Source organism: Rhodocyclus purpureus (genome assembly GCF_016653115.1).
Taxonomy (GTDB): domain Bacteria; phylum Pseudomonadota; class Gammaproteobacteria; order Burkholderiales; family Rhodocyclaceae; genus Rhodocyclus; species Rhodocyclus purpureus.
The window spans coordinates 11,536-34,819 of sequence record NZ_NHRX01000023.1; the positions used below are offsets into that span (position 1 = coordinate 11,536).

A 23,284-nucleotide genomic window follows, 5' to 3' on the forward strand; every position below is an offset into this window, starting at 1 on the left:
CGTTGCGCCGCGCTCAGGCGCGCACCACCTTGACCGCGCACTTCTTGAAGTCGGTCTGCTTCGAGATCGGGCAGGTGGCGTCGAGCACCAGCTTGTTCACCAGCCGGCCCGCGTCGAAGAAGGGGATGAAGACGAGGCCACGCGGCGGCTTGTTGCGGCCGCGCGTCTCGACGCGCAGCGAGATCTCGCCCCGCCGCGACGACACCTTGCAATTCATCCCGCGCTGCAGTCCGCGCGCCTTGGCGTCGTCCGGATGCATGAAGACGACCGCGTCGGGGAAGGCGCGGTAGAGCTCGGGAACCCGCCGCGTCATCGACCCGGTGTGCCAGTGCTCGAGCACACGCCCCGTGCACAGCCAGAGGTCGAACTCCTTGTCCGGCGACTCGGGCGGCGGCTGGTAGGGCAAAGCGAAGATGTTGGCCTTGCCGTCCTTGGCGCCGTAGAAGCGGACGTCCTCGCCCTTCTTGACGTAGGAGTCGTAGCCCTCGCGGTAGCGCCACAGCGTTTCCTTGCCGTCGACGACCGGCCAGCGCAGGCCGCGCGCCTTGTGGTAGAGGTCGAAATCGGCGAGGTCGTGCCCGTGGCCGCGACCGAAGCGCGCGTATTCCTCGAACAGTCCCTTCTGCACGTAGAAGCCGAAGTGCGCCGACTCGTCGTTGCTGTAGTTGGCGATCGCGTGCGCGTTCACCTTCTTCAGCTCGGCGAGGCTGTACTTGTTCACCTCGCCGTTCTTGTAGAGCACGTCGAACAGCGTCTTGCCCTTGAGCGCCGGCTTTTTGGCGATCAGTTCGGCGGGCCACACCTCTTCCACCTTGAAGCGCTTCGAGAACTCGATCAACTGCCAGAGGTCGGAACGCGCATCACCGGGCCCCTTCACCTGCTGGCGCCAGAACTGCGTGCGCCGCTCGGCGTTGCCGAAGGCGCCTTCCTTCTCGGTCCACATGCAGGTCGGCAGGATCAGGTCGGCGGCCATCGCCGACACCGTCGGGTAGGGGTCGGAGACGACGATGAAGGTGTCCGGATTGCGCCAGCCCGGATACAGCTCTTCGTTGATGTTCGGTCCGGCCTGCATGTTGTTGTTGCACTGCTGCCAGTAAACCTTGACCTTGCTGTCCTTCAAGGCACGCGCCATGGCCACCGCGTGGTAGCCGGGTTTCTCGGGGATCGTTCCTTCGGGCAATTGCCAGATTTCCTCGGCGTGCTTGCGGTGCTCGGGGTTGGCAACCATCATGTCGGCCGGCAGGCGGTGCGAGAAGGTGCCGACTTCGCGCGCGGTGCCGCAGGCCGACGGCTGGCCGGTGAGTGAGAACGGCCCGCAGCCGGGGGTCGAAATCTTGCCGGTCAAGAGATGCACGTTGTAGATCATGTTGTTCACCCAGGTGCCACGCGTGTGCTGGTTGAAACCCATGGTCCAGAACGAGACGACCTTCAGCTTCGGGTCGGCGTACATCGCCGCCAGCGCATTCAGGTCCTTGACCGGAACGCCCGAGATCGCCGACACCTTCTCGACCGTGTATTCGGAAACGAACTTGGCGAATTCGTCGAAGCTGATCGGCTCGGACTTGTTGGCGTCGCCCTTGGGCTTGCCGTCGGCACCCGGGTAGCCGTTTTCCTTGGCGTCCTTCTCGAGCGCGTGGCCGGGACGCAGGCCGTAGCCGATGTCGGTGGCGCCCTTCTTGAAGTTCACATGCTTGGCGACGAAGTCCTGGTTCACGCGGCCGTTGCTGATGATGTAGTTGCAGATGAAGTTGAGGATCGCCAGGTCCGACTGCGGCTTGAATACGATCGGCAGGTCGGCGAGTTCAAAGCTGCGGTGTTCGAAGGTCGACATCACCGAGACCCTGCAGCTCGGATGCGAGAGGCGGCGATCGGTGATCCGCGTCCACAGGATCGGGTGCATCTCGGCCATGTTCGAGCCCCACAGCACGAAGGCATCGGCGCGCTCGATGTCGTCGTAGCAGCCCATCGGCTCGTCCATGTTGAAGGTGCGCATGAAGCCGGTGACCGCCGAGGCCATGCAGTGACGCGCGTTCGGGTCGATGTTGTTCGAACGGAAGCCGGCCTTCATCAGCTTGGCCGCGGCGTAGCCTTCCCAGATCGTCCATTGCCCCGATCCGAACATGGCGATGGCGGTCGGACCGTCGCTCTTCAAGGTCGCCTTCCACTTCTCGGCCATGATGTCGAAGGCCTTGTCCCAGGAGACCGGGGCGAACTCGCCGTTCTTGTCGTACTGGCCGTTCTTCATGCGCAGCATCGGCGTGCGCAGGCGGTCCTCGCCGTACATGATCTTCGACAGGAAGTAGCCCTTGATGCAGTTGAGCCCGCGGTTGACCGGTGCGTCGGGGTCGCCCTGGGTGGCGACGATGCGACCGTCCTTGACGCCGACCAGCACCGAACAGCCGGTGCCGCAGAAGCGGCACGGCGCCTTGTCCCAGCGCGTGCCCGGGTCGGCCGCCGGATCCTTGGCCGCCAGCGCCGTTGCCGGCAGGCTGACGCCGGCCGCAGCGGCAGCCGCCGCAACCGCGTTGGTCTTGATGAAATCGCGTCGCGTCTGCTTCATGTTTGCGTCTCCTCTGAATCGAGCTCGTCGTCCGAATGCTGGTAGACCAGCGCCACCGAGAGCACCCCGGGGAAGTCGTGCAGCTTCACGTAGGTATCGGCAGCGGCGCTACCGTCGCTATCCTCGAGGGTGACGATCAGCACCCCCTGGTCGTTGCCGCCATGCACCTCGAGGCCCAGCACCGTCGCGAGCTGGGCGAGCAGCTCCGGGTGCCGTTCGGGCAGGGCGCGCAGGATCACGCTGGAAATGTTCATGTCGGAATTCCGTGTTGATGTTCGTTGCGCTGTTCGCTGCGCTGTCCGGCGATGGCGATCGCTCCGACCGGGCAGGTCGGCAGGCAGGCCCCGCAACCGGTGCAACGATCGGGGTCGAGCTCGGGAACGGCAACGCCGCCGAGCTGCAGGCGAAAGCGGATCGCCGCGACGGGACAGGCTTCGCCGCAGCTGCGGCAGACGACCTTGTCATGAGCGAGGCAGCGCTCGCCGATCTGCGCACGGATCGACCACGGCGCATCGGCACGCTGCCAGGCGGCACGATCGAGCGCCGAAGTCGCGCAGGCGCTGACGCAGTCGCCGCAGAAGGTGCAGGAGGCCGGGTCGAAGGCAGCGACCGGATAGCCGCCCTCCCCGGGCTTGAGCAGGCTGCTGCCGCTCTTCACGCAGGCCGCCACGCAGTCGCCGCAGCGGCTGCAGCGGGAGATGAAATCGCCCTCGGGCACGGCCCAGGGCGGGCGCAGCGGGAGCGAGGCGCGAGCGATACGGGCGCGCAGGAAACCGCGGCGTGCGTTATCGACCACTTTGGCAAGCTCCGCCGGGTACGCCGGACCGGCACAGGAATCTCCGCATCATCGCTGACTCACCGTTGACGAAGGATCGCTCGGACTTTTTCATTATAGGTCAGCACGCGGAGGACGGGACGGCCTCAGCTGCGTCCGGGCCGGCGCTGCAACTGGAAAACCGCCGGATCGTCGGCATGGTCGATCAGGATGCGGCGCACGCGGTCCTGCCAGAGCTGGCCGAAGCTGGCACGCTCGGCGGCGCTCGCGCTGCCCGACAGGCAGCGCTGCAACAGGCTGCCGGTGCCGGGTACGGCAGGCACCGGCGAGAGATCGACCTCGGCATCGACGCTCGTTCCGTCGTCGATCCGGGTGAAGCGGAACGCCAGCGGCTGTTCGGTGCCGAACGCGAGCAGCTGGCGCCGGCTGAAGCGCCCGGCCAGGCCAGGGAAGCCACCGTCGCCGGCAGCACCGGTGAGCAGGGTGACGACGCTGGCGATGACGCCGCTGGCGCCGTCGTCGATCTTGTCGGCGAAGGCGACGCGGATGCCGCCGCGCTCGGGCAGTTGATCGCCGTAGAGCGCGGCGAGGCACAGGCGCGTCAGGTTGTAGGCGGCGGCGACGGTCGGGCACGAATGCCCGGCGAGTTTCACCGCGTCGAGATAGCCGTATTCGAGGATGCCACCCTGGGTCGCGCCGAGGAAATCGGCCAGCGGGTCACGCAGGAAGATGAGCGGGGCTTCGTCGAAGAAAGCCGGGTAAGTCAGCGCTGGAGTGGGTGCTGAAATCGGCGCGGAACTCTGAGCAGAAAGCGGTCCTGCAGTTGGCGACATGGCCGGAGCCTTAAAGCTGTATAATTTTTACATCTTTGAGGTTAGCACCGCCGCCCCCCAGAATCAACACAATTTTTTACAAGCGATGCAGACCATGCGCCTGAAGAACTTCACGGACTACACGCTGCGCACGCTGATGTTCCTGGCGCTCGAGCCCGGCCGCCTGGCAACGATTCCCGAGATCGCCGCAGCCTACGGCATCTCCGAAAATCATCTGACGAAAGTCGTGCATCAGCTCGGGCGCAGCGGCGTCATCGAGTCGCTGCGCGGCAAGGGCGGCGGCGTCCGCCTGGCTCTCCCGCCCGAGGCGATCCGGATCGGGCTGGTTGTGCGCCTGGCCGAGGGCGACGATGCGATCGTTTCCTGCCTGTCGGCAGACGCCGCGCCCTGCCCGATCGGCAGCGACTGCCTGCTCGCCGGGATCCTCGACGAGGCCATGGCGGCCTTCTACGCGGCGCTCGACGCCTACACGCTGGCCGACCTGGTCACCAACCGCCAGGCCTTGCAGCGCATCCTGCTGCGCGCCTGACAGTCATGGCGAGTGCGCCACCTCGGCGCATGAAACGCCCCATTCGCGCCCATTCGCGCCCATTCGCGCCCATTCGCGTCAATTCCGTCATTGCGAGGCGCGCAGCGCCGTGGCAATCCAGTTCGTCCTTCTGTCTCCACGCCCTGCACGATGCGAGACCTACGCACTGGATCGCCACGCCCTGCGGGCTCGCGATGACGATTACGCTCTCAGCCCCTCTGCATGCACTCCCGGCACTGCCGTCATTGCGAGGCGCGCAGCGCAGTGGCAATCCAGTTCGTCCTTCTGTCTCCACGCCCTTTGAATTACCAGCCCACGCACTGGGTCGCCACGCCCTGCGGGCTCGCGATGACCGGCTGAAGCTACTGGCAGCTGCGTCAGCACTTCGCAGCTTCACGTTGACCGTTCAGAACACCAGCGTCCGCCAGTCCGGGTCGAGCGCGCGCGCGACGAAGGCGGTGGCGCCGGCGTGAGCGCTGCCGGCGATATAGACCTCGTCGGCTTCGACCCAGGTCGCGCCGGCCATGCTGCAGGCGAGCAGGCGAACGTCGGCCGCGAGCAGTTCGCGCAGGAACGCGGCCAGCGATTTTTCGCGCGCGGGACTGGCGTAGAGTTGCTCGGCAACACCGGCGACGAGCAGGCGGACCGCAGGCCCGGCAAAGTGGATCTCGACCTCGGCGTCGAGCGCGCGCGCGGCCAAGGCATGCACCAGCGGCGTCGCGCACAGCTCGGGACGGTCCGGCGTCGCCGCCCAGAGCAGGAAGGCGATGCGCTCAGCCAAGGCCGGCATCCGCGTCGAGCGACAGCAGGTGGCGGCGATAGCCGGCGGCATCGAGCAGCCCGCCCCTTTCCTCGGCCCAGCGGCGCGGACGCGCGCGCGCCAGCCAGCCCTCATACCAGGGGTCGCTGTTGAGCAGATCGGGGCATTCCTCGGCGGCGTCGTTGCCGGCGAGCAGGACGAAGGAGATCGGCGCGTGCACGGCGAGCACCGTCTTGCGTGACTCGACCGTCGCCATCCCCCGGTCGATGTCGACCACGGCGCCGTTCGGCTTGGCCGTGAACGCGATGATGCGGCCGGCGAGGAAGACGCCGTAGCGGGTGACGCCGATCAGGACCTCGCCGTCGCCGGTTTCCCGGACCCACATCTCGTGGCGCGGGCAGTAGAGGCGGTCGTCGGGGATCGTTGCAGAGAAGATCTCCTCAGCCATTTGCCTCCCGAAATGGGCGGAAGAGAGCAGGAGTCGAACCTACCCGGGCCTGTCTGACAGGCCCTGCCGGTTTTGAAGACCGGCCGCCCCACCGGGGAACGATCTCTTCCGTGTTCACGAACCGAATTGCCCGGGCGAGCCGCGCAGCACATGCGTGTCGCGTACGCGGCGAGTGTAACCGACGCGGTCGAAGAATTCGAGGATGTGGATGGCGACCTTGCGCCCGCCGCCGATCTCGTCGCGCAGGGTGGCAGCGCGCGCGCAGCCGTCGCGCTCGTTGAGCTTGGCGACGCGGCGCGCCAGGTCGGCGACGGCGTCGGCGGTGAAGTAATGGTCGTGCGCGACCGGCCAGGCCTCGCCATGACGCGCGATGCGCTGGAACAGGGTGCGCACAGTCTCTTCGGCGATGGCGCTGGCACGCGCGACGTCGCGCACGCGCGGCGGGTTGCTCGGCGCGGCGTCGAGCAGGGGCTTCAGCGTTTGCCACAGCTTGCGGTCGGCGGCAGCGAGCTGCACGCGGTGTCCGGGCAGGTGCAGCCAGGCGTGGGTCTGCGCGATGCGGCCGGCGGCGAGCGGTGCCGCCAGCAGTTCGTCAAAGGCCGCTCGCGCCAGCGTCGGCAGCGTGAGACGACGCAGGCGGTCGCGCTCGACGCCGGCGAGCTCCGGTGCGCGCTCGTGTTCTTCGGCGAGCGCAGCCATGAGGCGCGCTTCGAGTTCCTGCCAGCGTGCGGGCGAGAAGGCGGTGTCGCCGACCTGCTTTAGCTGCTGGCGCGCGCTGAGCTCGGCGAGCGTCGCCGGGTCGAGGTTGCAGTTCAGCGCAAAGGCGGCGAGGTCGACGCCGGCCGGCTGCGTTGCGGCGGCCAGCTGCAGGGCGACGCCGGGATCGTCGTCGGCCAGCGCCGCCAGCATCGCCAGGCGTTCCGGGCTGCGCTTCCTGCGCGTCGGCGGGAAGATGTCGAGCACGCGCCCGCCGCCGATGGTGTGGCGGGCGCCGGCATCGCGCAGTATGAAGCGGTCGCCGGCGAGCGCGCCGATCTCGCGCTCGACGCTGATCTGCGCCCAGCCGGCACCGCCAGGGACGATCTCGCCGGCGTCGAGCAGCGCGACGCGCGCCGGAACGTCCTCGGCGCCGAGGTGGAGATGCACCTGCGTCCAGTGGCGGAGCGGCGGCTGCCCGGACAGCACGCGCAGCTGCGCATCGAAGCGGCGCAGCGGGGCGTGCAGCGAGGGGGCGAGCAGCCACATGCCGCGCGCGACTGCGTCCCGGTCGACGCCAGCGAGCGCCAGCGCGATGCGCTGCCCGGCGCCGCCGCTCGCGGCCGGCGCGTCGTGCACGCGCAGGCTGCGCACGCGCACGGGCGTCGCCGGGGGCGACAGGAGCAGCGAATCCCCCACCCTGAGCTCGCCGGAAAACGCGGTGCCGGTGACGACGGTGCCGGCGCCCTTGAGCGTGAAACAGCGGTCGATGGCCAGGCGAAAGCCACCACAGCGGCTGCGTTCGCCGAGTCCGGCTGCGCAGGTTTCGAGATTCGCGCGCAAGGCGGCAATCCCCTCCCCGCGCGTCGCGTCGACCGGGAAGACCGGCGCCGCGGCGAGCGCGCTGCCGGGCATTGCGGCGAGCAGTTCGGCGACCTCGGCCTGCGCTTCTGCCAGCCGTTCGCGCGAGACCCGATCGATCCGGGTCAAGGCCACCGCCCCGTGGCGGATGCCGAGCAGTTCGACGATCTCCAGGTGCTCGCGCGTCTGCGGCATCGGTCCGTCGTCGGCGGCGATCACCAGCAGTACGAAATCGATCCCGGTGGCGCCGGCGAGCATGTTGTGCACCAGCTTCTCGTGCCCGGGAACGTCGACGAAGCCGAGCACGCCGCCGCCGGGCAGCGGCGCATAGGCATAACCCAGGTCGAGCGTGATGCCGCGCGCCTTCTCTTCCTTGAGGCGGTCGCAATCGACGCCGGTGAGCGCGCGCACCAGCGTCGTCTTGCCGTGGTCGATGTGTCCGGCGGTGCCGACGATCATGGCAGGTGCAACTCCGCCAGTTGCGCGACGAAGCGCGGCTCGTCCTGCGCCTCCAGGCAGCGCAGGTCGAGCCGGAAGGCGTCGTCGCGGATGTTGCCGATCACCGGTGTCGGCAGCGCGCGGAAGGCGGCTTCGATCGCCAGCAGCGCACGCCCCGGCCTCTTCGCAGCCGGACGAATCACCAGCGCGATCGAGGGGAGCGTCGCCACGGGCTGGGCACCGCTGCCGATCTGGCTCGCGCAGGGCGCGACGGCGACGCTGGCGAAGTCGCCGAGCGCCGCCTGCACGGCGGGCTGCAGGCGGCGGGCGGCGGCCTCGATGTCGCCGTTCGCGCGTGTCAGCAGGCGCAATGTCGGCAGGCGTTCGCGCAGCCGGTCCGGGTCGAGGTAGAGGCGCAGCGTCGCTTCGAGCGCGGCCAGCGTCGTCTTGCCGACGCGCAGCGCGCGCTTCAAGGGGTTCTTCTTGATCCTGGCGATCAGCTCGCGGCGACCGACGATCAGGCCGGTCTGCGGCCCCCCGAGCAGCTTGTCGCCGGAGAAGGTGACGATGTCGGCACCGGCGGCGAGCGCCTGCTGCGGCGTCGGCTCGGCGGGCAGCCCCCAGGCGGCGAAGTCGCACAGCGTGCCGCTGCCGAGGTCGATCATGAACGGCAGTCCGGCCGCGTGCGCGATGCCGGCGACGGTCCCTGCGTCGACCGAGGCGGTGAAACCGGTGACCGCGTAGTTGCTGGCATGCACCTTCATCAGCAGCGCCGTCTTCGCGCCGATCGCTTCCTGGTAGTCGCGCGCGTGCGTGCGGTTGGTGGTGCCGATCTCGTGCAGCCGGACCTGCGCACGGCGCATCACGTCGGGAATGCGGAAGGCGCCGCCGATCTCGACCAGTTCACCACGCGAGACGACCGCTTCCCTGCCCTGCGCCAAGGCGTTCAGCGTCAGCAGCACGGCGGCGGCATTGTTGTTCACGACGGTGGCGGCGATGTCCGGTGAGCCGCCGGCGACGATCTCGGCGAGCAGCGGCGAGACGAGCTCGTCGCGGTCGCCGCGCCCGCCCGAGGCGAGGTCGTACTCGAGCGCGCAGGGCGCGCGCGCAGCCTCGACCATCAGCGCGATCGCCTCGTCGGCCAGCTGCGCGCGGCCGAGGTTGGTGTGCAGCACGGTGCCGCTCAGGTTGAAGACGGTGCGCAGCCTGGCACGCCCGGCTTCGTCGGCGCGGCGGCGGATCGCGGCGTGCAGCGCGACCTCGTCGGGCAGCGGCAGCCCGTGCTTCGCGCCCTCGCGCGCAGCGGCCAGTTCGGCACGAACGGCGCCGGTGACGAGTTGGCGGCCGTGGATCTCGATCAGGTCGGCGAGGCCGTGCAGGACGCGGTCGACCGCGGGGAGGCTTCTGTTGTCGTTCATGATCTCTCACCCGGACCGGGCAGAAAGTTCGGAAGGGGCTCTCGGTTCAGGCGTCGCCGCCGATCAGCAGCAGGTTCTGCCCGCTGCGCGCGTAGCCCGCTGCGTCGACCAGAAGGTCGAGAGACAGCGTCGTCAGGTCGTCGGCGACCGGGTCGACGCCTGCGTCCTTCTGCTGGTCGACGATCTTCAGGTAGCTCCTGCAGGCATCGCAGGCCTCGGCGCGGACGGCGCCCTGGCCACCTTCGGGTTCGAGCAGCGCCAGCGCCGCGTCGCTGCCGCAAGCGGTGCAGGTGGCGCGTGGCAGGTGCCATTCGCTATTGCACAGCGAGCAGTGCAGGTAGCGCAGCCGGTCGATCGCCGTGCCGAGGCGGACGATGCTGGCGACCGGCGGGCTGCCGCAGCAGGGGCAGAGCGCGCGCGCGTCGAGTGGCTGCAACTGCGCCGGATCGAGATCGGAGGCGAGCCGGGTGAACACGACCTGCAGCGCGGCGGCGACGAAGGGCAAGGCGGCGAGATCTCCCGGCTCCGCCTCGCCGGCGAGGAGCGCGTCGGCGAGCGCTTCGAGGCGGGAGTCGTCGGCTGCGGCAAGGCCGGCGAGGACGATCCTGGCGGCTTCGGGAGCGGCACCGTCGAGCGTGCCGGCCAGCTGGCGCAGGACAGCGCGCCAGGCAGGCGGACGTGCCAGCGCTGCGGCGTTGAGCGGCGGCATGGCGTGCGTGCGCGCCTGCGCCAGCGTCACCGCATCGGGCAGCGGCAGCGCTGGCAGCGCCTGCAGCGCGGCGTGCTGGGCGCCGGTCAGCTGGCCGAGAAACACCAGCCAGTCGCCGAGGCCGTGCCCCGTGGCGAGTTCGGCAAAGCGGTCGGCCCGGTCCGCGAACAGCTTTCCCGGCAGCGGCAGCAGGAACGCGGGGGCCGCCTGCGGATTGAAGTCGATCGCTCTGCTCTGCATCGGGGGCTTACCTCCCGGTTACCTGACGATACCAGCCACGGTGGTGCTGCTTGGCCCAGGCGCGGGTGACCGTTCCGTACCACATCGCGCGGACGGTTCCCTTGACCCAGACGGCAGCATAGATGTGCACCATGATCAGCGCAATCATGAACGCGGCGGTCGCCGCATGGACGACGCTGGCCAGGCGGACGATGTCCACCGGCAGCTCGAACCAGGCGCGCCACATCGCCAGCCCGGAGAGCGTCATCAGCAGCATGCACAAGGCGAGCGCCCAGAACAGCACTTTCTGCCCGCCGTTGTACTTGCCCTGTTCTGGCATGTTGTGGTCGTCGCCGTCGACCATCTGCCTGGCCTGCGCGAGCCATTCGCGGTCCGCAGGTGTCATCAGGTTGAGACGACGGAAGCGGATGAATATCGACAGGAAGGAGACGGCCATCAGCACGCCGAAGTAGGGATGGAGGATGCGCGTCCACGTCGGCCCGCCGAAGAGCTGCGTCAGCGGAAAGTACGCCGGATGGAAGAAGGCGAGTCCGGAGAGGGCGAGCAGGATGAAGCTCATCCCGACCACCCAGTGATTGGCGCGCTCGCTCGGCTCGTAGCGCTTCAGGTCTTTGGGATCGCGGATCATTTTGCGCCCTCCTTTTCTTCCCGCTCGCGCGCGGCGCGCTCTTCACGCTCGATCTCGTCCTCGATGTCCTTCGCGACCTCGTTCGGACCCTTGGTCACGTAGTGGAAGAGGCTGCCCAGCGACACCGCGGCCAGGACGGCCGTGGCGAGCGGCTTGGCGACACCCTTCCACAGCGAGACCAGCGGGCTGATCGACGGATCTTCGGCGAGGCCGTGGTAGAGCCCCGGCTGGTCGGCGTGCTGCAGCACGTACATCACGTGCGTGCCGCCGACGCCCGGCGGATCGTAGAGCCCGGCCTTGGCGAAGCCGCGCTCGCGCAGGTCGGCGATCCGTTGCTCGGCGTAGTCCTTCATGTCCTCCTTCGCGCCGAACTGGATCGCACCGGTCGGGCAGACCTTGGCGCAGGCCGGCGCCTGGTTCACCGCGACGCGGTCGGAGCACAGCGAGCACTTGTAGGCCTTGCTGTCCTTCGCCGAGAGGCGGGGGATGTTGAACGGACAGCCGGTCACGCAGTACCCGCAGCCGATGCAGTTTTCCTGGTGGAAATCGACGATGCCGTTGCTGTACTGGATGATCGCACCGGGCGCCGGGCAGGCCTTTAGGCAACCCGGATCGCTGCAGTGCATGCAGCCGTCCTTGCGGATCAGCCATTCCAGCCGACCGTCCAGCTCGACCTCCGAGAAGCGCATGACGGTCCAGGCCTCGGGACCAAGGTCGGTCGGGTTGTCGTGCACGCCGCTGCAGCTGCCGACCTCCGGACGCAGGTCGTTCCATTCCATGCACGCCGACTGGCAGGCCTTGCAGCCGATGCAGGTGCTCACGTCGATCAGCTTGGCGACTTCGGTGGTCTGCCGCACCTGCGTCGAAGGTGTCGTCGTCGCCGAGCGCTGTTTGATGTCGAGAGATTGGAGTGCCATGTCACGCCTCCCGAAGGGCCGCCCCGAGGGAGGCGTTGCCCCCCCGGGGGGCAACGAGCGGAGCGAGTGTGGGGGTTGTCATCATCACACCTCCCGCAGGAGTGAGGCGAAAGTGGTGGTGCTCATCTTCGTCTCCTCCTAAAGCTTCTCGATGTTGACGAGGAAGGACTTGAACTCCGGCGTCTGCGAGTTGGCGTCACCGACGAACGGGGTCAGCGTGTTGGACAGGAAGCCGATGCGCGCCACGCCGGTGAATCCCCAGTGGATCGGGATGCCGACGTGGTGCACCTTCTGCCCATTCACGTTCAGTGCCTTGATCCGCTTGGTGACGACCGCGACCGCCTTGATATAGCCGCGGTTGGAGCGCACCTTCACCTTGTCGCCGCTGGCGATGCCCTTCTCCCTGGCCAGTTCCTCGCCGATCTCGACGAACTGTTCCGGCTGCAGCACGGCGTTGATGCGCACGTGCTTGGTCCAGTAATGGAAATGCTCGGTCAGGCGGTAGGTGGTCGCCGCGTAGGGGAAGTCCTTGGCCGTGCCGAACACCTCCATGTCGCCCTTGAACACGCGCGCGGCCGGGTTGCTGACCGCCTGCGGGTTGCCGTTCATCGGGTTCACGCCGATCGGCGTCTCGAAGGGTTCGTAGTGCTCGGGGAAAGGCCCTTCGGCCATCTTGTCGATGGCAAAGAAGCGAGCGACGCCTTCGGGGTTCATGATGAACGGCCCCATGCCGTCGGCCGGGTTCGAGTCGACCTTGAAGTCGGGAACGTCCGAGCCGACCCACGCGCTGCCGTTCCACCACACCTGCTTCCTTTTCGCGTTGAACGGTTTGCCGGATGGGTCGGCGGAAGCGCGGTTGTAGAGGATGCGGCGGTTGGCCGGCCACGCCCAGGCCCAGTTGTTGGTCTGGCCGTTGCCCCACGGGTCGCTCGGGTCGCGGCGCGCCATGTTGTTGCCGGCCTGCGTCCACGAGCCCGAGAAGATCCAGCAGCCGCAGCTGGTGCTGCCGTCGTCGCGCAACTGCGCGAAACCGTCGAGCTGCTCGCCGGCCTTGCGCAGGAGCTTGGTCGGATCCTTGGGATCGTAGAGGTCGACGAGCGCGCGCCCGTTGAACTCCTTGGCGACTTCGTCGGGTGCCGGTTCGTGCGGATCGCGGTAGGGCCAGGACAGGTTGAGGATGGCGTCGGGGAAGGCGCCGCCCTTTTCCTTGTACATGGCACGCAGGCGCAGCAGGAGGCCGGCCATGATCGCCGCGTCGGTCTTGGCCTCGCCCGGAGGCTCGGCGCCCTGCCAGTGCCATTGCAGCCAGCGGCTCGAATTGACCAGCGAGCCATCCTCCTCGGCGAAACAGGTCGTCGGCAGACGGAACACGGTCGTCCCGATCTTGGCCGGGTCGACGTCGTTGTGCTCGCCGAAGTTGCGCCAGAACTCGGAGGTCTCGGTCGCCAGCGGGTCCATCACCACCAGATACTTGAGCTTGGCCAGCGCCGCGCCAAGCTTGCCCTTGTTCGGGAAAGAGGCGAGCGGATTGAAGCCCTGGCAGAAGTAGCCGTTCACCTTGCCCTGGTACATGTCGTCGAAGACCATCAGCCCGTCGTGCGCCTTGTCGAGCTTGGGCAGGTAGTCGTACGCCCAGTTGTTCTCCTTCGTCGCCGCCTCGCCGAACCACGCCTTCATCAGGCTGACGTGGAACTTCTCGTAGTTCTGCCAGTACGACATCTGGTTCGGCCGCATGGGCTTCGGCGCGCGTTTGGCGATGTACTCGGCGTAGTCGGTCTCCTTCTCGCCGGGCAGGGTCAGGTAACCCGGCAGCAGGTTCGACATCAGCCCGAGGTCGGTCAGTCCCTGGATGTTCGAGTGCCCGCGCAGCGCATTGACGCCGCCGCCGGCGACGCCGATGTTGCCGAGCAGGAGCTGCACCATCGCGCCGGTGCGGATGATCTGCGAGCCCTGCGAATGCTGCGTCCAGCCGAGCGCGTAGAGGATGGTCATGCTGCGCTCGGGTCCGGCGGTCGAGGCCATGATCGCGCAGACCTTGAGGAAGGCGTCCTGCGGCGTGCCGCAGATCCGCTCGACCATTTCCGGCGTGTAGCGGCTGTAGTGCTGCTTGAGCAACTGGTAGACGCAGCGCGGGTCCTGCAGCGTCGGGTCGGTCTTGACGTAACCGTCCTCGCCCCTGACGTAGCTCCAGCTCGACTTGTCGTAGCTGCGTTTCTCGGCGTTGTAACCGGAGAAGAGGCCGTCCGCGAAGTCGTAGTCCGGGCTCACCAGGAAGCTGAAGTCGGTGTAGGCCTTGACGTACTCGTGGTGGATCTGGTCCTTGCTCAGGAGGTAGTTGATGACACCACCGAGGAAGGCGATGTCGGTACCGGTGCGGATCGGCGCGTAGAAGTCGGCGACCGCGGCCGAGCGCGTGAAGCGCGGGTCGACGACGACGAGTTGCGCCTTGTTCTGCTTCTTGGCTTCGATCGCCCACTTGAAGCCAACCGGATGTGCTTCGGCGGCATTGCCACCCATCACCAGCACGACATCGGCGTTCCTGATGTCGACCCAGTGGTTGGTCATCGCACCACGGCCAAACGTCGGAGCCAGACTGGCTACCGTCGGGCCGTGTCAGACACGGGCTTGATTGTCGAAGGCAATCATCCCGGTCGCACGAACGACCTTGTGCGTGATGTATCCCGCTTCGTTGCTCGACGCCGAAGCCGCGAGGAGGCCGGTGGTGAGCCAGCGATTGACCGTCACCCCCTCGGCGTTCTGCGCGACGAAGTTGGCGTCGCGATCCTCCTTCATCAGCGCGGCGACGCGGTCCAGGGCCTCGTCCCAGGAGATGCGCTTCCACTCCTTGCTGCCGGCTTCGCGCACTTCCGGGTACTTGAGACGGTTCGGGCTATGGATGAAATCGAGCAGTCCGGCGCCCTTCGGGCAGAGCGAACCGCGACTGACCGGGTGATCCGGGTCGCCTTCGATGTGGATGATGTCCTGCTGCACGTTCTTCGACTTGTCGCCGATCGAGTACATCAGGAGGCCACACGCCACCGAGCAATACGGACAAGTATTGCGGGTTTCGACGGCGCGGGCGAGTTTGTAAGCACGAGCTTCGGCGAGGGCTGCGGTCGGCGAGAAACCCATCAGGACGATGGATGACCCACCCAGCCCGGCGGAGCTGAGCTTCAAGAACTGCCGCCGTGTGAACTTCATGGTTGCGCTCTCCTCCGTACGAACGATTGTCATACGGAGCAGTATAGAAGCCGTTCCGGCACGTCGCAGGGCGAGCCCTTCCCGGCTCGCTCCAGGCAGCGCTGGTCTCAGGCCGGCGCTGCCTTCCGCCGAGATGCCCGGCAGCGGGGTCAAGGATTCGGGCTACGGCAGCGAGGGCGGACCGGAGGCGCTCGAGGCCTACCTCAACACGCGCGCGATCTCGGTCGCCAACGTCTGCGGACGGGGTGCCAGCCCCGACACATGCGGCTGCGCGGGGCGCAGCCGTTTCCGGTCAGTGGCCGAAACTGTCGGCGTCGAACATCTCCGGGTCGTACCGGCCGAGCGAGTCGAGCGCGGCCATGTCGGCGGCGGAGAGCGTGAAGTCGAACACCGACAGGTTCTGCGCCATGCGCACGGGGTCGGCCGACTTCGGCGCCGTCGAGAAGCCCTGCTGCACCGCCCAACGCAGCACGATCTGTGCGGGAGTGCGGCCGTGCGCCTGCGCGATGCCGGTGATCACCGGGTCGGCCAGCATCTGCGTGCCGAAGCCGAGCGGGCGCCAGCTCTGCGTGACGATGCCCTGCTCGCGGTGGATCGCGATCAGGTCGTCGCGGCGGTGATAGGGATCGAGCTGGATCTGGTTGAGGTGCGGGACGAGGCCCAGGTCGAACAGGCGCTTGAGGTGCGCCGGCTTGAAGTTCGAGGTACCGATGGCGCGCACCCGGCCCGCTTCGAGCAGGCGCACGAGCCCCTGGAAGGCCTCGACGTAGCGGTCCTGGTCGGGGTTCGGCCAGTGGATCAGCAGGAGGTCGATGTAGTCGAGGCCGAGCCGTTCCAGGCTCGCCTCGCACGCCGCGCGCGCGCCGTCGACGCTGTGCCACTGGCGGTTGAACTTGGTGGTGACGAAGATTTCCTCGCGCCTGATGCCCGAGTTGCGGATTCCCTCGCCGACGCCGCGCTCGTTGCCGTAGTTCTCGGCGGTGTCGATCAGGCGGTAGCCGATCTGGATCGCCCGGGCGACGGCGACGGCGGCTTCGGCGTCGTTCATCGGCCAGGTGCCAAGTCCGAGTTGCGGTATGGCGACGCCGTTGGCGAGCTTGAGGGTCGGAGCAAGGGGAACGGTCATGGTGTTCTCTCGAGGTTGGGTGTTCAGTGCAGGGTTGATCAGCTCACCGGGCTCGCCGCCGGCAGGACCAGCAGCAGCACCAGCGGCAGGGTGACGATCGCGGCGAGGTTGCCGACGAGGACGATCGCGGCGACCTTGTCGGGTTCCTGGTGGTAGCGCTCGGCGAAGACGTAGTTGATCACCGCCGGCGGCAGCGCGCCGTAGATCAGGAGCAGGTCGGCCTGCTCGCCGTGCAGGCCGAGCAAGGGCGCGATGGCCCAGGCGAGTGCCATGCCGGAGAGCGGGCGCGCGATCGCGCCGAGCAGGCCGTCGCGCCAGTGGCCGATACCGGCGTCGGTCATGCGCACGCCGAGCGCGAACAAGGCCAGCGGAATCGAGATGTCGGCGAGCATGCGGATCCCGGTCGCCAGCGGATCCCAGAGCTTGAACTCGGCCTCGCCGACGACGAAGCCGGCGATCGCCGCCATCACCGCCGGGTGGCGCCAGACGTTCCAGACCTTGGTCCGGTGGTCGAGCAGCCAGACGCCGAGCGAGAAGTGCAGGCCGACCGAGACGACGAAGAGGATCACCGCGTAGGGCAGGATGCCCTCGCCGAAGGTGAGCACGGCGAGCGGGATGCCTAGGTTCACGCTGTTGTTGAACATCAGGGTCGGCGCCAGCGTCAGCGGCTGCTGGCCGGTGACGCGCGCCAGCAGCCAGCCGACCGCGCCCGAGCCGAGCACCAGCAGCACCATGCCCAGCGCCATCGCGCCGTAGCCGGCGAGGTCGTAGGAACGGCTCGAAATCCCGCTGAAGATCAGCGCCGGGACGAACACGTCCATGTTCAGCCGGTTGGCAACGCTCATGTCGGAAGCATGACGCCGCCCGTAGAGGAAGCCCAGCGTGGTCAGGGCGAACATCGGGAACAGGATCGAAACGATGCGCAGGGCGAGGTCCATGCTTCACAATCTTGCGTCGGGAACGGTGCACGGACTCGCCGCGGCGGCCCGAGTTCCCTGCCCGCCGCAAATGAGGCTGCCGGCGTGATCGGCAGCCTGCGCGATCAGCGCGCGATGTCCTCGATCGCGTCGACGACCATCTGCGTGCCGACCGCGATCATCAGGATGTCGGCGGCGACGCGGACGTAGCGATAGCCGTCGGGCGGCGGTGGCAGGCGGCGGCGCAGGTCGGGGGGCAGGCCCCACACGCGCAGGTCGGGCGGCAGCGGCTCGCCGCGCTGCCACTTCTTCGCCTGTCCCGGCGGCAGGCAGCCGTTGTGCTTCTTGGCCAGCCCCGGCGGGCAGGACTTGGGAGCGGGGCCGTAATAGTCCAGGAAGACCCGGCGCGAGCGCTCGTCGAAGGCATACGCCGCGGAGTCATGCGCGCGCCGGTCGTCGCCGCGCTCGTAATTGTGGTCATCGTTACCGGGGCGCGCTCCCCGCTCTCCCTTATCCGGGTGAGCGCCGCCGTGGGCCTCCTTGCCGACCCCCGCGGGCTTGTCGGCAAGGACCGGGGACGACAGCAGGAAGGCGCCGACGAAGGCGCAGGCAAGATGTACGAAGGAACGGGGTCTCGACATGACGATCTCCTGAACGGGGGGCGCCGGCAAAGCACGCGCCGGCCACCTGCACAGTATCCTGCCAGCATTCGGCGCCGGTCAAGCGCGCAGGACCACGACACGCGTGCCGTGCGTTGCCGGGCGAAGGCGCTAGAATCAGCGCCGGCGAGCATCTCGCCGCCGTCGTCATCCAGCCCCCACCCACGGAGAAGCCATGTCACGTCACACCAAGATCGTCGCCACCCTCGGCCCGGCCTCGAGCGATCCGGAGGTCCTCGAACGGATGATTCGCGCCGGCGTCGACGTGGTGCGTCTCAACTTCTCGCATGGCAAGGCGGCCGACCATGTCGCCCGCGCCGAAGCGGTGCGCGCGATCGCGGCACGTGTCGGGCGGCCGATCGGCATCCTCGCCGACCTGCAGGGGCCGAAGATCCGCGTCGGCAAGTTCGCCGGCGGCCGCATCACGCTCGAAGCCGGGCAGTCCTTCATCCTCGACGCGCGCTGCGAACTCGGCGACGGCGAGCGCGTCGGACTCGACTACAAGGACCTGCCGCGCGACGTCGCGGCCGGCAGCGTGCTCCTGCTCGACGACGGCCGCATCACGCTCGACGTCGTCCGCGTCGTCGGTGCGGAAATCCACACCCGCGTGCGCCAGGGCGGCGAGCTCTCCGACAACAAGGGAATCAACCGTCTGGGCGGCGGCCTGTCGGCGCCGGCGCTGACGGCCAAGGACATGGACGACATCCGCACTGCCGCCGCGCTCGGCGCCGACTTCCTCGCCGTCTCCTTTCCCAAGACCGCCGCCGACATGTACATGGCGCGCCAGCTGATGGCCGCCGCCGGCGGCCGGGCGCTGCTGATCGCCAAGATCGAACGCGTCGAGGCCGTCGCCGCGCTCGAAGACATCCTCGACGCGTCCGACGGGGTCATGGTCGCGCGCGGCGACCTCGCGGTCGAGGTCGGCGACGCGGCCGTTCCCGCGCTTCAGAAACGCATGATTCGCCTGGCACGCGAGAAGAACAAGCTGACCATCACGGCGACGCAGATGATGGAGTCGATGATCGTCTCGCCGACGCCGACGCGCGCCGAGGTTTCCGACGTCGCCAACGCCGTCCTCGACGGGACCGACGCGGTGATGCTCTCTGCCGAGACGGCCGCCGGCCGCTACCCGGTGCAGACGGTCGAGGCGATGGCGCGCGTCTGCCTCGAAGCCGAGAAGTCGGCCGAGGTGACGCTCGACCGCGACTTCCTCAACCGGGTGTTCACGCGCATCGACCAGTCGATCGCGATGGCCGCGCTATTCACCGCCGACCACCTGCAGGTGAAGGCGGTGGCGGCACTGACGCAGTCGGGCTCGACCGCGCTGTGGATGAGCCGCTTGAACTGTGGCGTACCGATCTACGCGCTGACACCGGAGGCGGGCTCGCTGACCAAGATGGCGCTCTACCGCGCGGTATTCCCCTTGCTGATGGCGCAGGAGGACATCGACCGCGACCTGCTCGTGCAGGAGGCCGTCGAGAAGCTGATCGAGGCTGGCGTCGTCGCCACCGGCGACCTCGTCGTGATCACCATCGGCGAACCGATCGGCACGCCTGGCGGCACCAACACGCTGAAGATCGTCCGCGTCGGCGAGCACCGGGCAGTCCATTGAGTCGCCGCAACGGGAAATTCCGGATGCCTGCGCACGGGCCGGGCCAAGAAGCGACGCTTCGCGCTAGAATGCAGCATTCGTGCCGGCTCCAGCCCGGCCACGCCCAAGACGAACGCATTTCATCCAACCCGCAACTTCGCTGACCCATACCAGGAGCTAATTATGCCGATCGTATCGATGCGCCAACTGCTCGACCATGCTGCCGAAAACGGCTATGGCCTGCCCGCGTTCAACGTCAACAACATGGAGCAGGTGTGGGCGATCTGCGAAGCCGCCAACGAGATCGATGCGCCGGTGATCATGCAGGCCTCGGCCGGCGCCCGCAAGTACGCCGGCGAACCCTTCCTGCGCCACCAGATCTTGGCCGCGCTGGAAGCCTATCCGCACCTGCCGATCGTCATGCACCAGGACCACGGCCAGAGCCCGGCGGTGTGCATGGCCGCGATCAAGTCGGGCTTCTCGTCGGTGATGATGGACGGCTCGCTCGAAGCCGACGGCAAGACCACCGCCTCGTTCGAGTACAACGTCGCCGTCTCCAGGGAAGTCGTCAAGTTCGCGCACTCGATCGGGGTCTCGGTCGAAGCCGAACTCGGCGTGCTCGGCTCGCTCGAAACGATGAAGGGCGACAAGGAAGACGGCCACGGCGCCGAAGGCACGATGACGCGCGAGCAACTGCTGACCGATCCGGACCAGGCCGCCGAATTCGTCAAGCAGACCAACTGCGACGCGCTGGCGATCGCCATCGGCACCAGCCACGGCGCCTACAAGTTCACCAAGAAGCCGACCGGCGACATCCTCGCCATCGACCGCATCGCCGAGATCCACGCGCGCATCCCGAACACGCACCTGGTCATGCACGGTTCGTCGTCGGTGCCGCAGGAACTGCTCGCCGAGATCCGTGAGTTCGGCGGCGACATGAAGCAGACCTACGGCGTCCCGGTCGAGGAGATCGTCAAGGGGATCGCCAACGGCGTGCGCAAGGTGAACATCGACACCGACATCCGCCTGGCGATGACCGGAGCCATCCGCCGTTATTTCGTCGAGAACCCCGGCAAGTTCGACCCGCGCGACTACCTGAAGCCGGCACGCGAGGCGGCCAAGAAGATCTGTCTGGCACGCTACGAGGCCTTCGGCTGCGCCGGTCGCGCCAGCCAGATCAAGCCGATCCCGCTCGACAAGATGGCCGAACGCTACGCCAAGGGCGAGCTGAACCAGATCGTTCGTTGATCGAACGTGCTGCGCCGCGCCCCCCGGCGCGGTGCAGTACTGACCGAGGTTTTCAATGCTGAGCCAATTCTCGTACGCGGAACATCCGCTCCGCCAGCGCCTGAATCAGGAGTTCCACGCCCGCCCTGCACTGCCGATGGAAGTGCCGGCAGTGGTCTCGCACATGGCTTTCATGCACGACGGCAACTCGCCGGCCGACGAAAAGGAACACCTGTCGCGGCTGTGCAACGCCGGCGTGTGCTCGTTCCTCGAGAGTTCGGACACGCATCTGATCCTCCAGGCCGAGAAATTCACGCTGCGCTGGGAGCGGCACACGGAGTTCTCGAGCTACAGCTTTTCGCGGCCGCTGGCCCCGGGACAGTCGGCCGACATCGCGCTGACTGCGCTCGACAACAGCCTGCCCGAATGGCTGGGGGCGATCCCCGGCAAGCTGATCGTCGCCACGCACGTCGAACTGCGTTCCGCGAACGAGATCTCCCCCGAAGCGATGATCCAGCGCTACGCGGCGGGGACGCGCCAGACCGCTGCCGCCAGGATTTCCGGTGGCGCCGCCTGGGTGTTTTCCGATTTCATGTACGACCGCGGCTTCTCGCGCTTCGTCGTCATCGACGAGTCGCTGACCAAGCGGCAGGCGGGACGGACCGTGCAACGCCTGGTCGAAATCGAGACCTACCGCACCCTCGCCATGCTCGGCCTGCCGATCGCCAAGCAGGTGGGCAGCTGGCTCCCCGGCGCCGAAACCCGGCTGGCCGAGATGATGGGGCGCATCGTCAAGACCAAGAACCCGGAAGACGAGCAGCAGGTGCTCGCCGAACTGACGCAACTGGCCGCCGAAGTCGAGGACTCGGTCGCGCGCACCACCTCCCGCTTCGCCGCTTCGCGTGCCTACCACAGCTTCGTCAGGCAGCGGATCGAGGAACTGCGTGAGGAGCGCATCCCCGGCCTGTCGATCTTCAGCGAATTCATGCAGCGCCGCCTGCTGCCGGCGATGAACACCTGCGAGGCGATGGCACGCCGGCAGGAAGATCTGTCCGGCCGGGTCGTGCGCAGCAGCCAGCTGTTGCGCACGCGCGTCGACATCGAACTGGAAAAGCAGAACCGCGACCAGTTGCAGCAGATGAACAAGCGCGTCCTGCTCCAGTTGCGCCTGCAGCAGACGGTCGAACATTTCTCGGCGGTGGCGATCACCTACTACGGCTCGCAACTGGTGAAAGTCGTGAGCTACGGCGTGCAGGAATTCGTTCCGGGGCTGTCGCCGGAAATCGCCGCCGCGATCGCGGCGCCGGTCATCTTCATCCTGTCGCAGTACGGACTGCATCAGATGCGCCACAAGCTCGCGCGCGACGCGTCGTCGAGTTAACAAGGCGCGACGCGGGCTATAATCCGCCTGCGCCCGGCCGGCACCCGGCCGGTGCGCCTGCTGGTCAAAGCCCGTACCGGCACTCCCCGCAGTTGGCGGAGCGCCTGCGCAGGCCGCAGCCCGCTCCACCGTGCTACCGCGCCTGTGCGCGCCCCCAACCTACAAGCGATCCCGACCGTGAGCCAATCCCTCTTCGAATCCCGAATCGACAGCCTGCCCCTGCTCGGACGCGGCAAGGTGCGCGACATCTACGCCGTCGGCGACGACAAGCTCCTGATCGTCACCAGCGACCGCCTTTCCGCGTTCGACGTGATCCTGCCCGACCCGATTCCGGGCAAGGGCAAGGTCCTCACCCGACTCGCCAACTTCTGGTTCGATCGCCTCGCGCACATCGTCCCCGGCCAGCTCACCGGAATCGCTCCCGAGGATGTCGTCGCTGCCGGCGAGCGCGACCAGGTCAGCGGTCGCGCGCTGGTGGTCAAGCGCCTGCAGCCGCTGCCGATCGAGGCCGTCGTCCGCGGCTACCTGATCGGCTCGGGCTGGAAGGATTACCAGACGACGGGTTCGGTCTGCGGCGTCGCCCTGCCCGCCGGCCTGCCGCTGGCGGCGAAGCTGCCGGCGCCGATCTTCACCCCGGCGACGAAGGCCGAGATCGGCGAACACGACGAGAACATCTCCTTCGAACAGGCGCAGACGCACTGCCAGAACGTCCTCGCCGCCGCGCTCGCCGGCACCGGCAAGGACGGCGCCCAGCTCGCCAGCGAGGCGCGCGACGCCGCGCTGGCGCTGTACAGCGAGGCCGCCGACTACGCGCGCACGCGCGGCATCATCATCGCCGACACCAAGTTCGAGTTCGGCATCGACGCCACCGGCACCCTGCACCTGATCGACGAGGCGCTGACGCCCGACTCGTCGCGTTTCTGGCCCGCCGACGTCTACCGCGAAGGCAGCAACCCGCCGTCCTTCGACAAGCAGTACGTGCGCGACTACCTGGAAACGCTCGACTGGAACAAGCAGGCACCGGGACCGCGGCTGCCGGCCGAGGTGATCGAACGCACGCGCGCCAAGTATGTCGAAGCTTGCGAGATCATCACCGGAGCGCGCTTCGTCGACTGAACGCGCCAAACAGCAGGGCCGAAGCACACGCATCGGCACGCAACAGCGGCCGGGACTTCCCGGCCGTTTTTTCGTAAGGTCACGGCGTGCCACCCCGGAACGTGGAATACAGCCATTCGCTCCAATGCCGTCATCCTATGCTTGATCTGCCTCCCCGGAATAGACGTATTCTAGGAGTGCATGGAGAGGGGCTGAGACCGTAACCGTCATGGGCCACACAGGCTGTTCGCAATGTGGGTCGCCCTTTCCGACCA

General features: G+C 67.8%; 20 protein-coding genes and 1 tRNA gene. 5 read left to right on the forward strand and 16 right to left on the reverse strand.

Features of this window, described 5'->3' with window-relative positions; all coding sequences use genetic code 11:
• Positions 1-13 precede the first annotated feature (13 nt).
• The 4 genes from napA to CCR84_RS04875 form a co-directional block, all read right to left on the reverse strand.
• Positions 14-2,560 carry a nitrate reductase catalytic subunit NapA gene (gene napA / locus CCR84_RS04860; RefSeq protein ID WP_201210219.1) on the reverse strand — a complete coding sequence of 849 codons (2,547 nt, stop codon included), beginning with the start codon at positions 2,558-2,560 and terminating at the stop codon, positions 14-16.
• Positions 2,557-2,814 (reverse strand): chaperone NapD, encoded by a 258-nt coding sequence (locus CCR84_RS04865; protein WP_201210221.1) that lies wholly within the window; start codon positions 2,812-2,814, stop codon positions 2,557-2,559. Before CCR84_RS04865 ends, napA begins: the two co-directional genes overlap by 4 nt.
• Complete coding sequence (gene napF / locus CCR84_RS04870; RefSeq protein WP_201210223.1) at positions 2,811-3,356, reverse strand: ferredoxin-type protein NapF; 546 nt, start codon at positions 3,354-3,356, stop codon at positions 2,811-2,813. Before napF ends, CCR84_RS04865 begins: the two co-directional genes overlap by 4 nt.
• 125 nt (positions 3,357-3,481) lie before the next feature.
• Entirely contained in the window at positions 3,482-4,102 is a 621-nt protein-coding gene (locus CCR84_RS04875) for a hypothetical protein (protein WP_201210256.1), read from the reverse strand.
• Positions 4,103-4,262: 160 nt separating this feature from the next.
• Here CCR84_RS04875 and CCR84_RS04880 point away from each other — a divergent pair, with 160 nt between their 5' ends.
• Entirely contained in the window at positions 4,263-4,697 is a 435-nt protein-coding gene (locus tag CCR84_RS04880) for an RrF2 family transcriptional regulator (RefSeq protein WP_201210225.1), read from the forward strand.
• Between the two features lie 406 nt (positions 4,698-5,103).
• Here CCR84_RS04880 and CCR84_RS04885 read toward each other — a convergent pair whose 3' ends face one another.
• The 12 genes from CCR84_RS04885 to CCR84_RS04940 all read right to left on the reverse strand — a co-directional run bounded on the left by CCR84_RS04885 (position 5,104) and on the right by CCR84_RS04940 (position 17,697).
• Entirely contained in the window at positions 5,104-5,478 is a 375-nt protein-coding gene (locus CCR84_RS04885; RefSeq protein ID WP_201210227.1) for a DsrE family protein, read from the reverse strand.
• Positions 5,471-5,905 (reverse strand): glycine cleavage system protein H, encoded by a 435-nt coding sequence (locus CCR84_RS04890; RefSeq protein WP_201210229.1) that lies wholly within the window; start codon positions 5,903-5,905, stop codon positions 5,471-5,473. Before CCR84_RS04890 ends, CCR84_RS04885 begins: the two co-directional genes overlap by 8 nt.
• A 17-nt stretch (positions 5,906-5,922) precedes the next feature.
• Positions 5,923-6,015: transfer RNA gene (locus CCR84_RS04895), tRNA-Sec, on the reverse strand.
• A 4-nt stretch (positions 6,016-6,019) separates the two neighbouring features.
• On the reverse strand, positions 6,020-7,921 hold the full coding sequence (selB, locus tag CCR84_RS04900; RefSeq protein ID WP_201210231.1) for a selenocysteine-specific translation elongation factor: 1,902 nt from the start codon (positions 7,919-7,921) through the stop codon (positions 6,020-6,022).
• Positions 7,918-9,318, reverse strand: coding sequence for an L-seryl-tRNA(Sec) selenium transferase (gene selA, locus CCR84_RS04905; RefSeq protein ID WP_201210232.1), 1,401 nt, complete (start codon positions 9,316-9,318; stop codon positions 7,918-7,920). Before selA ends, selB begins: the two co-directional genes overlap by 4 nt.
• A gap of 46 nt (positions 9,319-9,364) precedes the next feature.
• Positions 9,365-10,267: a formate dehydrogenase accessory protein FdhE gene (fdhE, locus tag CCR84_RS04910; RefSeq protein ID WP_201210233.1), complete on the reverse strand. Its 903-nt coding sequence runs from the start codon at positions 10,265-10,267 to the stop codon at positions 9,365-9,367.
• Positions 10,268-10,274: 7 nt separating this feature from the next.
• A complete protein-coding gene (locus tag CCR84_RS04915) occupies positions 10,275-10,895 on the reverse strand; it encodes a formate dehydrogenase subunit gamma (RefSeq protein ID WP_201210234.1) in 621 nt (206 codons plus the stop codon).
• Positions 10,892-11,812, reverse strand: a complete 921-nt coding sequence (gene fdxH / locus CCR84_RS04920; protein ID WP_201210235.1) for a formate dehydrogenase subunit beta — start codon at positions 11,810-11,812, stop codon at positions 10,892-10,894. The genes CCR84_RS04915 and fdxH overlap by 4 nt, the downstream gene beginning before the upstream one ends.
• 138 nt (positions 11,813-11,950) lie before the next feature.
• Positions 11,951-15,013 (reverse strand): formate dehydrogenase-N subunit alpha, encoded by a 3,063-nt coding sequence (fdnG, locus tag CCR84_RS04925; protein WP_201210236.1) that lies wholly within the window; start codon positions 15,011-15,013, stop codon positions 11,951-11,953.
• Between the two features lie 292 nt (positions 15,014-15,305).
• Complete coding sequence (locus CCR84_RS04930; RefSeq protein ID WP_201210238.1) at positions 15,306-16,139, reverse strand: aldo/keto reductase; 834 nt, start codon at positions 16,137-16,139, stop codon at positions 15,306-15,308.
• A gap of 38 nt (positions 16,140-16,177) precedes the next feature.
• Positions 16,178-17,077, reverse strand: coding sequence for an AEC family transporter (locus CCR84_RS04935; RefSeq protein ID WP_201210240.1), 900 nt, complete (start codon positions 17,075-17,077; stop codon positions 16,178-16,180).
• Positions 17,078-17,181: 104 nt separating this feature from the next.
• Entirely contained in the window at positions 17,182-17,697 is a 516-nt protein-coding gene (locus CCR84_RS04940; protein WP_201210242.1) for an RcnB family protein, read from the reverse strand.
• 193 nt (positions 17,698-17,890) lie between these two features.
• Between CCR84_RS04940 and pyk the strand changes: the two genes are divergently transcribed.
• The 4 genes from pyk to CCR84_RS04960 all read left to right on the forward strand — a co-directional run bounded on the left by pyk (position 17,891) and on the right by CCR84_RS04960 (position 23,030).
• Positions 17,891-19,327 (forward strand): pyruvate kinase, encoded by a 1,437-nt coding sequence (pyk, locus tag CCR84_RS04945; RefSeq protein WP_201210244.1) that lies wholly within the window; start codon positions 17,891-17,893, stop codon positions 19,325-19,327.
• A 162-nt stretch (positions 19,328-19,489) separates the two neighbouring features.
• Positions 19,490-20,554 carry a class II fructose-bisphosphate aldolase gene (gene fba / locus CCR84_RS04950; protein ID WP_201210245.1) on the forward strand — a complete coding sequence of 355 codons (1,065 nt, stop codon included), beginning with the start codon at positions 19,490-19,492 and terminating at the stop codon, positions 20,552-20,554.
• 55 nt (positions 20,555-20,609) lie between these two features.
• Entirely contained in the window at positions 20,610-21,914 is a 1,305-nt protein-coding gene (locus CCR84_RS04955; RefSeq protein ID WP_201210247.1) for a DUF3422 family protein, read from the forward strand.
• A gap of 177 nt (positions 21,915-22,091) precedes the next feature.
• Positions 22,092-23,030, forward strand: a complete 939-nt coding sequence (locus tag CCR84_RS04960; protein WP_201210250.1) for a phosphoribosylaminoimidazolesuccinocarboxamide synthase — start codon at positions 22,092-22,094, stop codon at positions 23,028-23,030.
• Positions 23,031-23,284 lie beyond the last annotated feature (254 nt).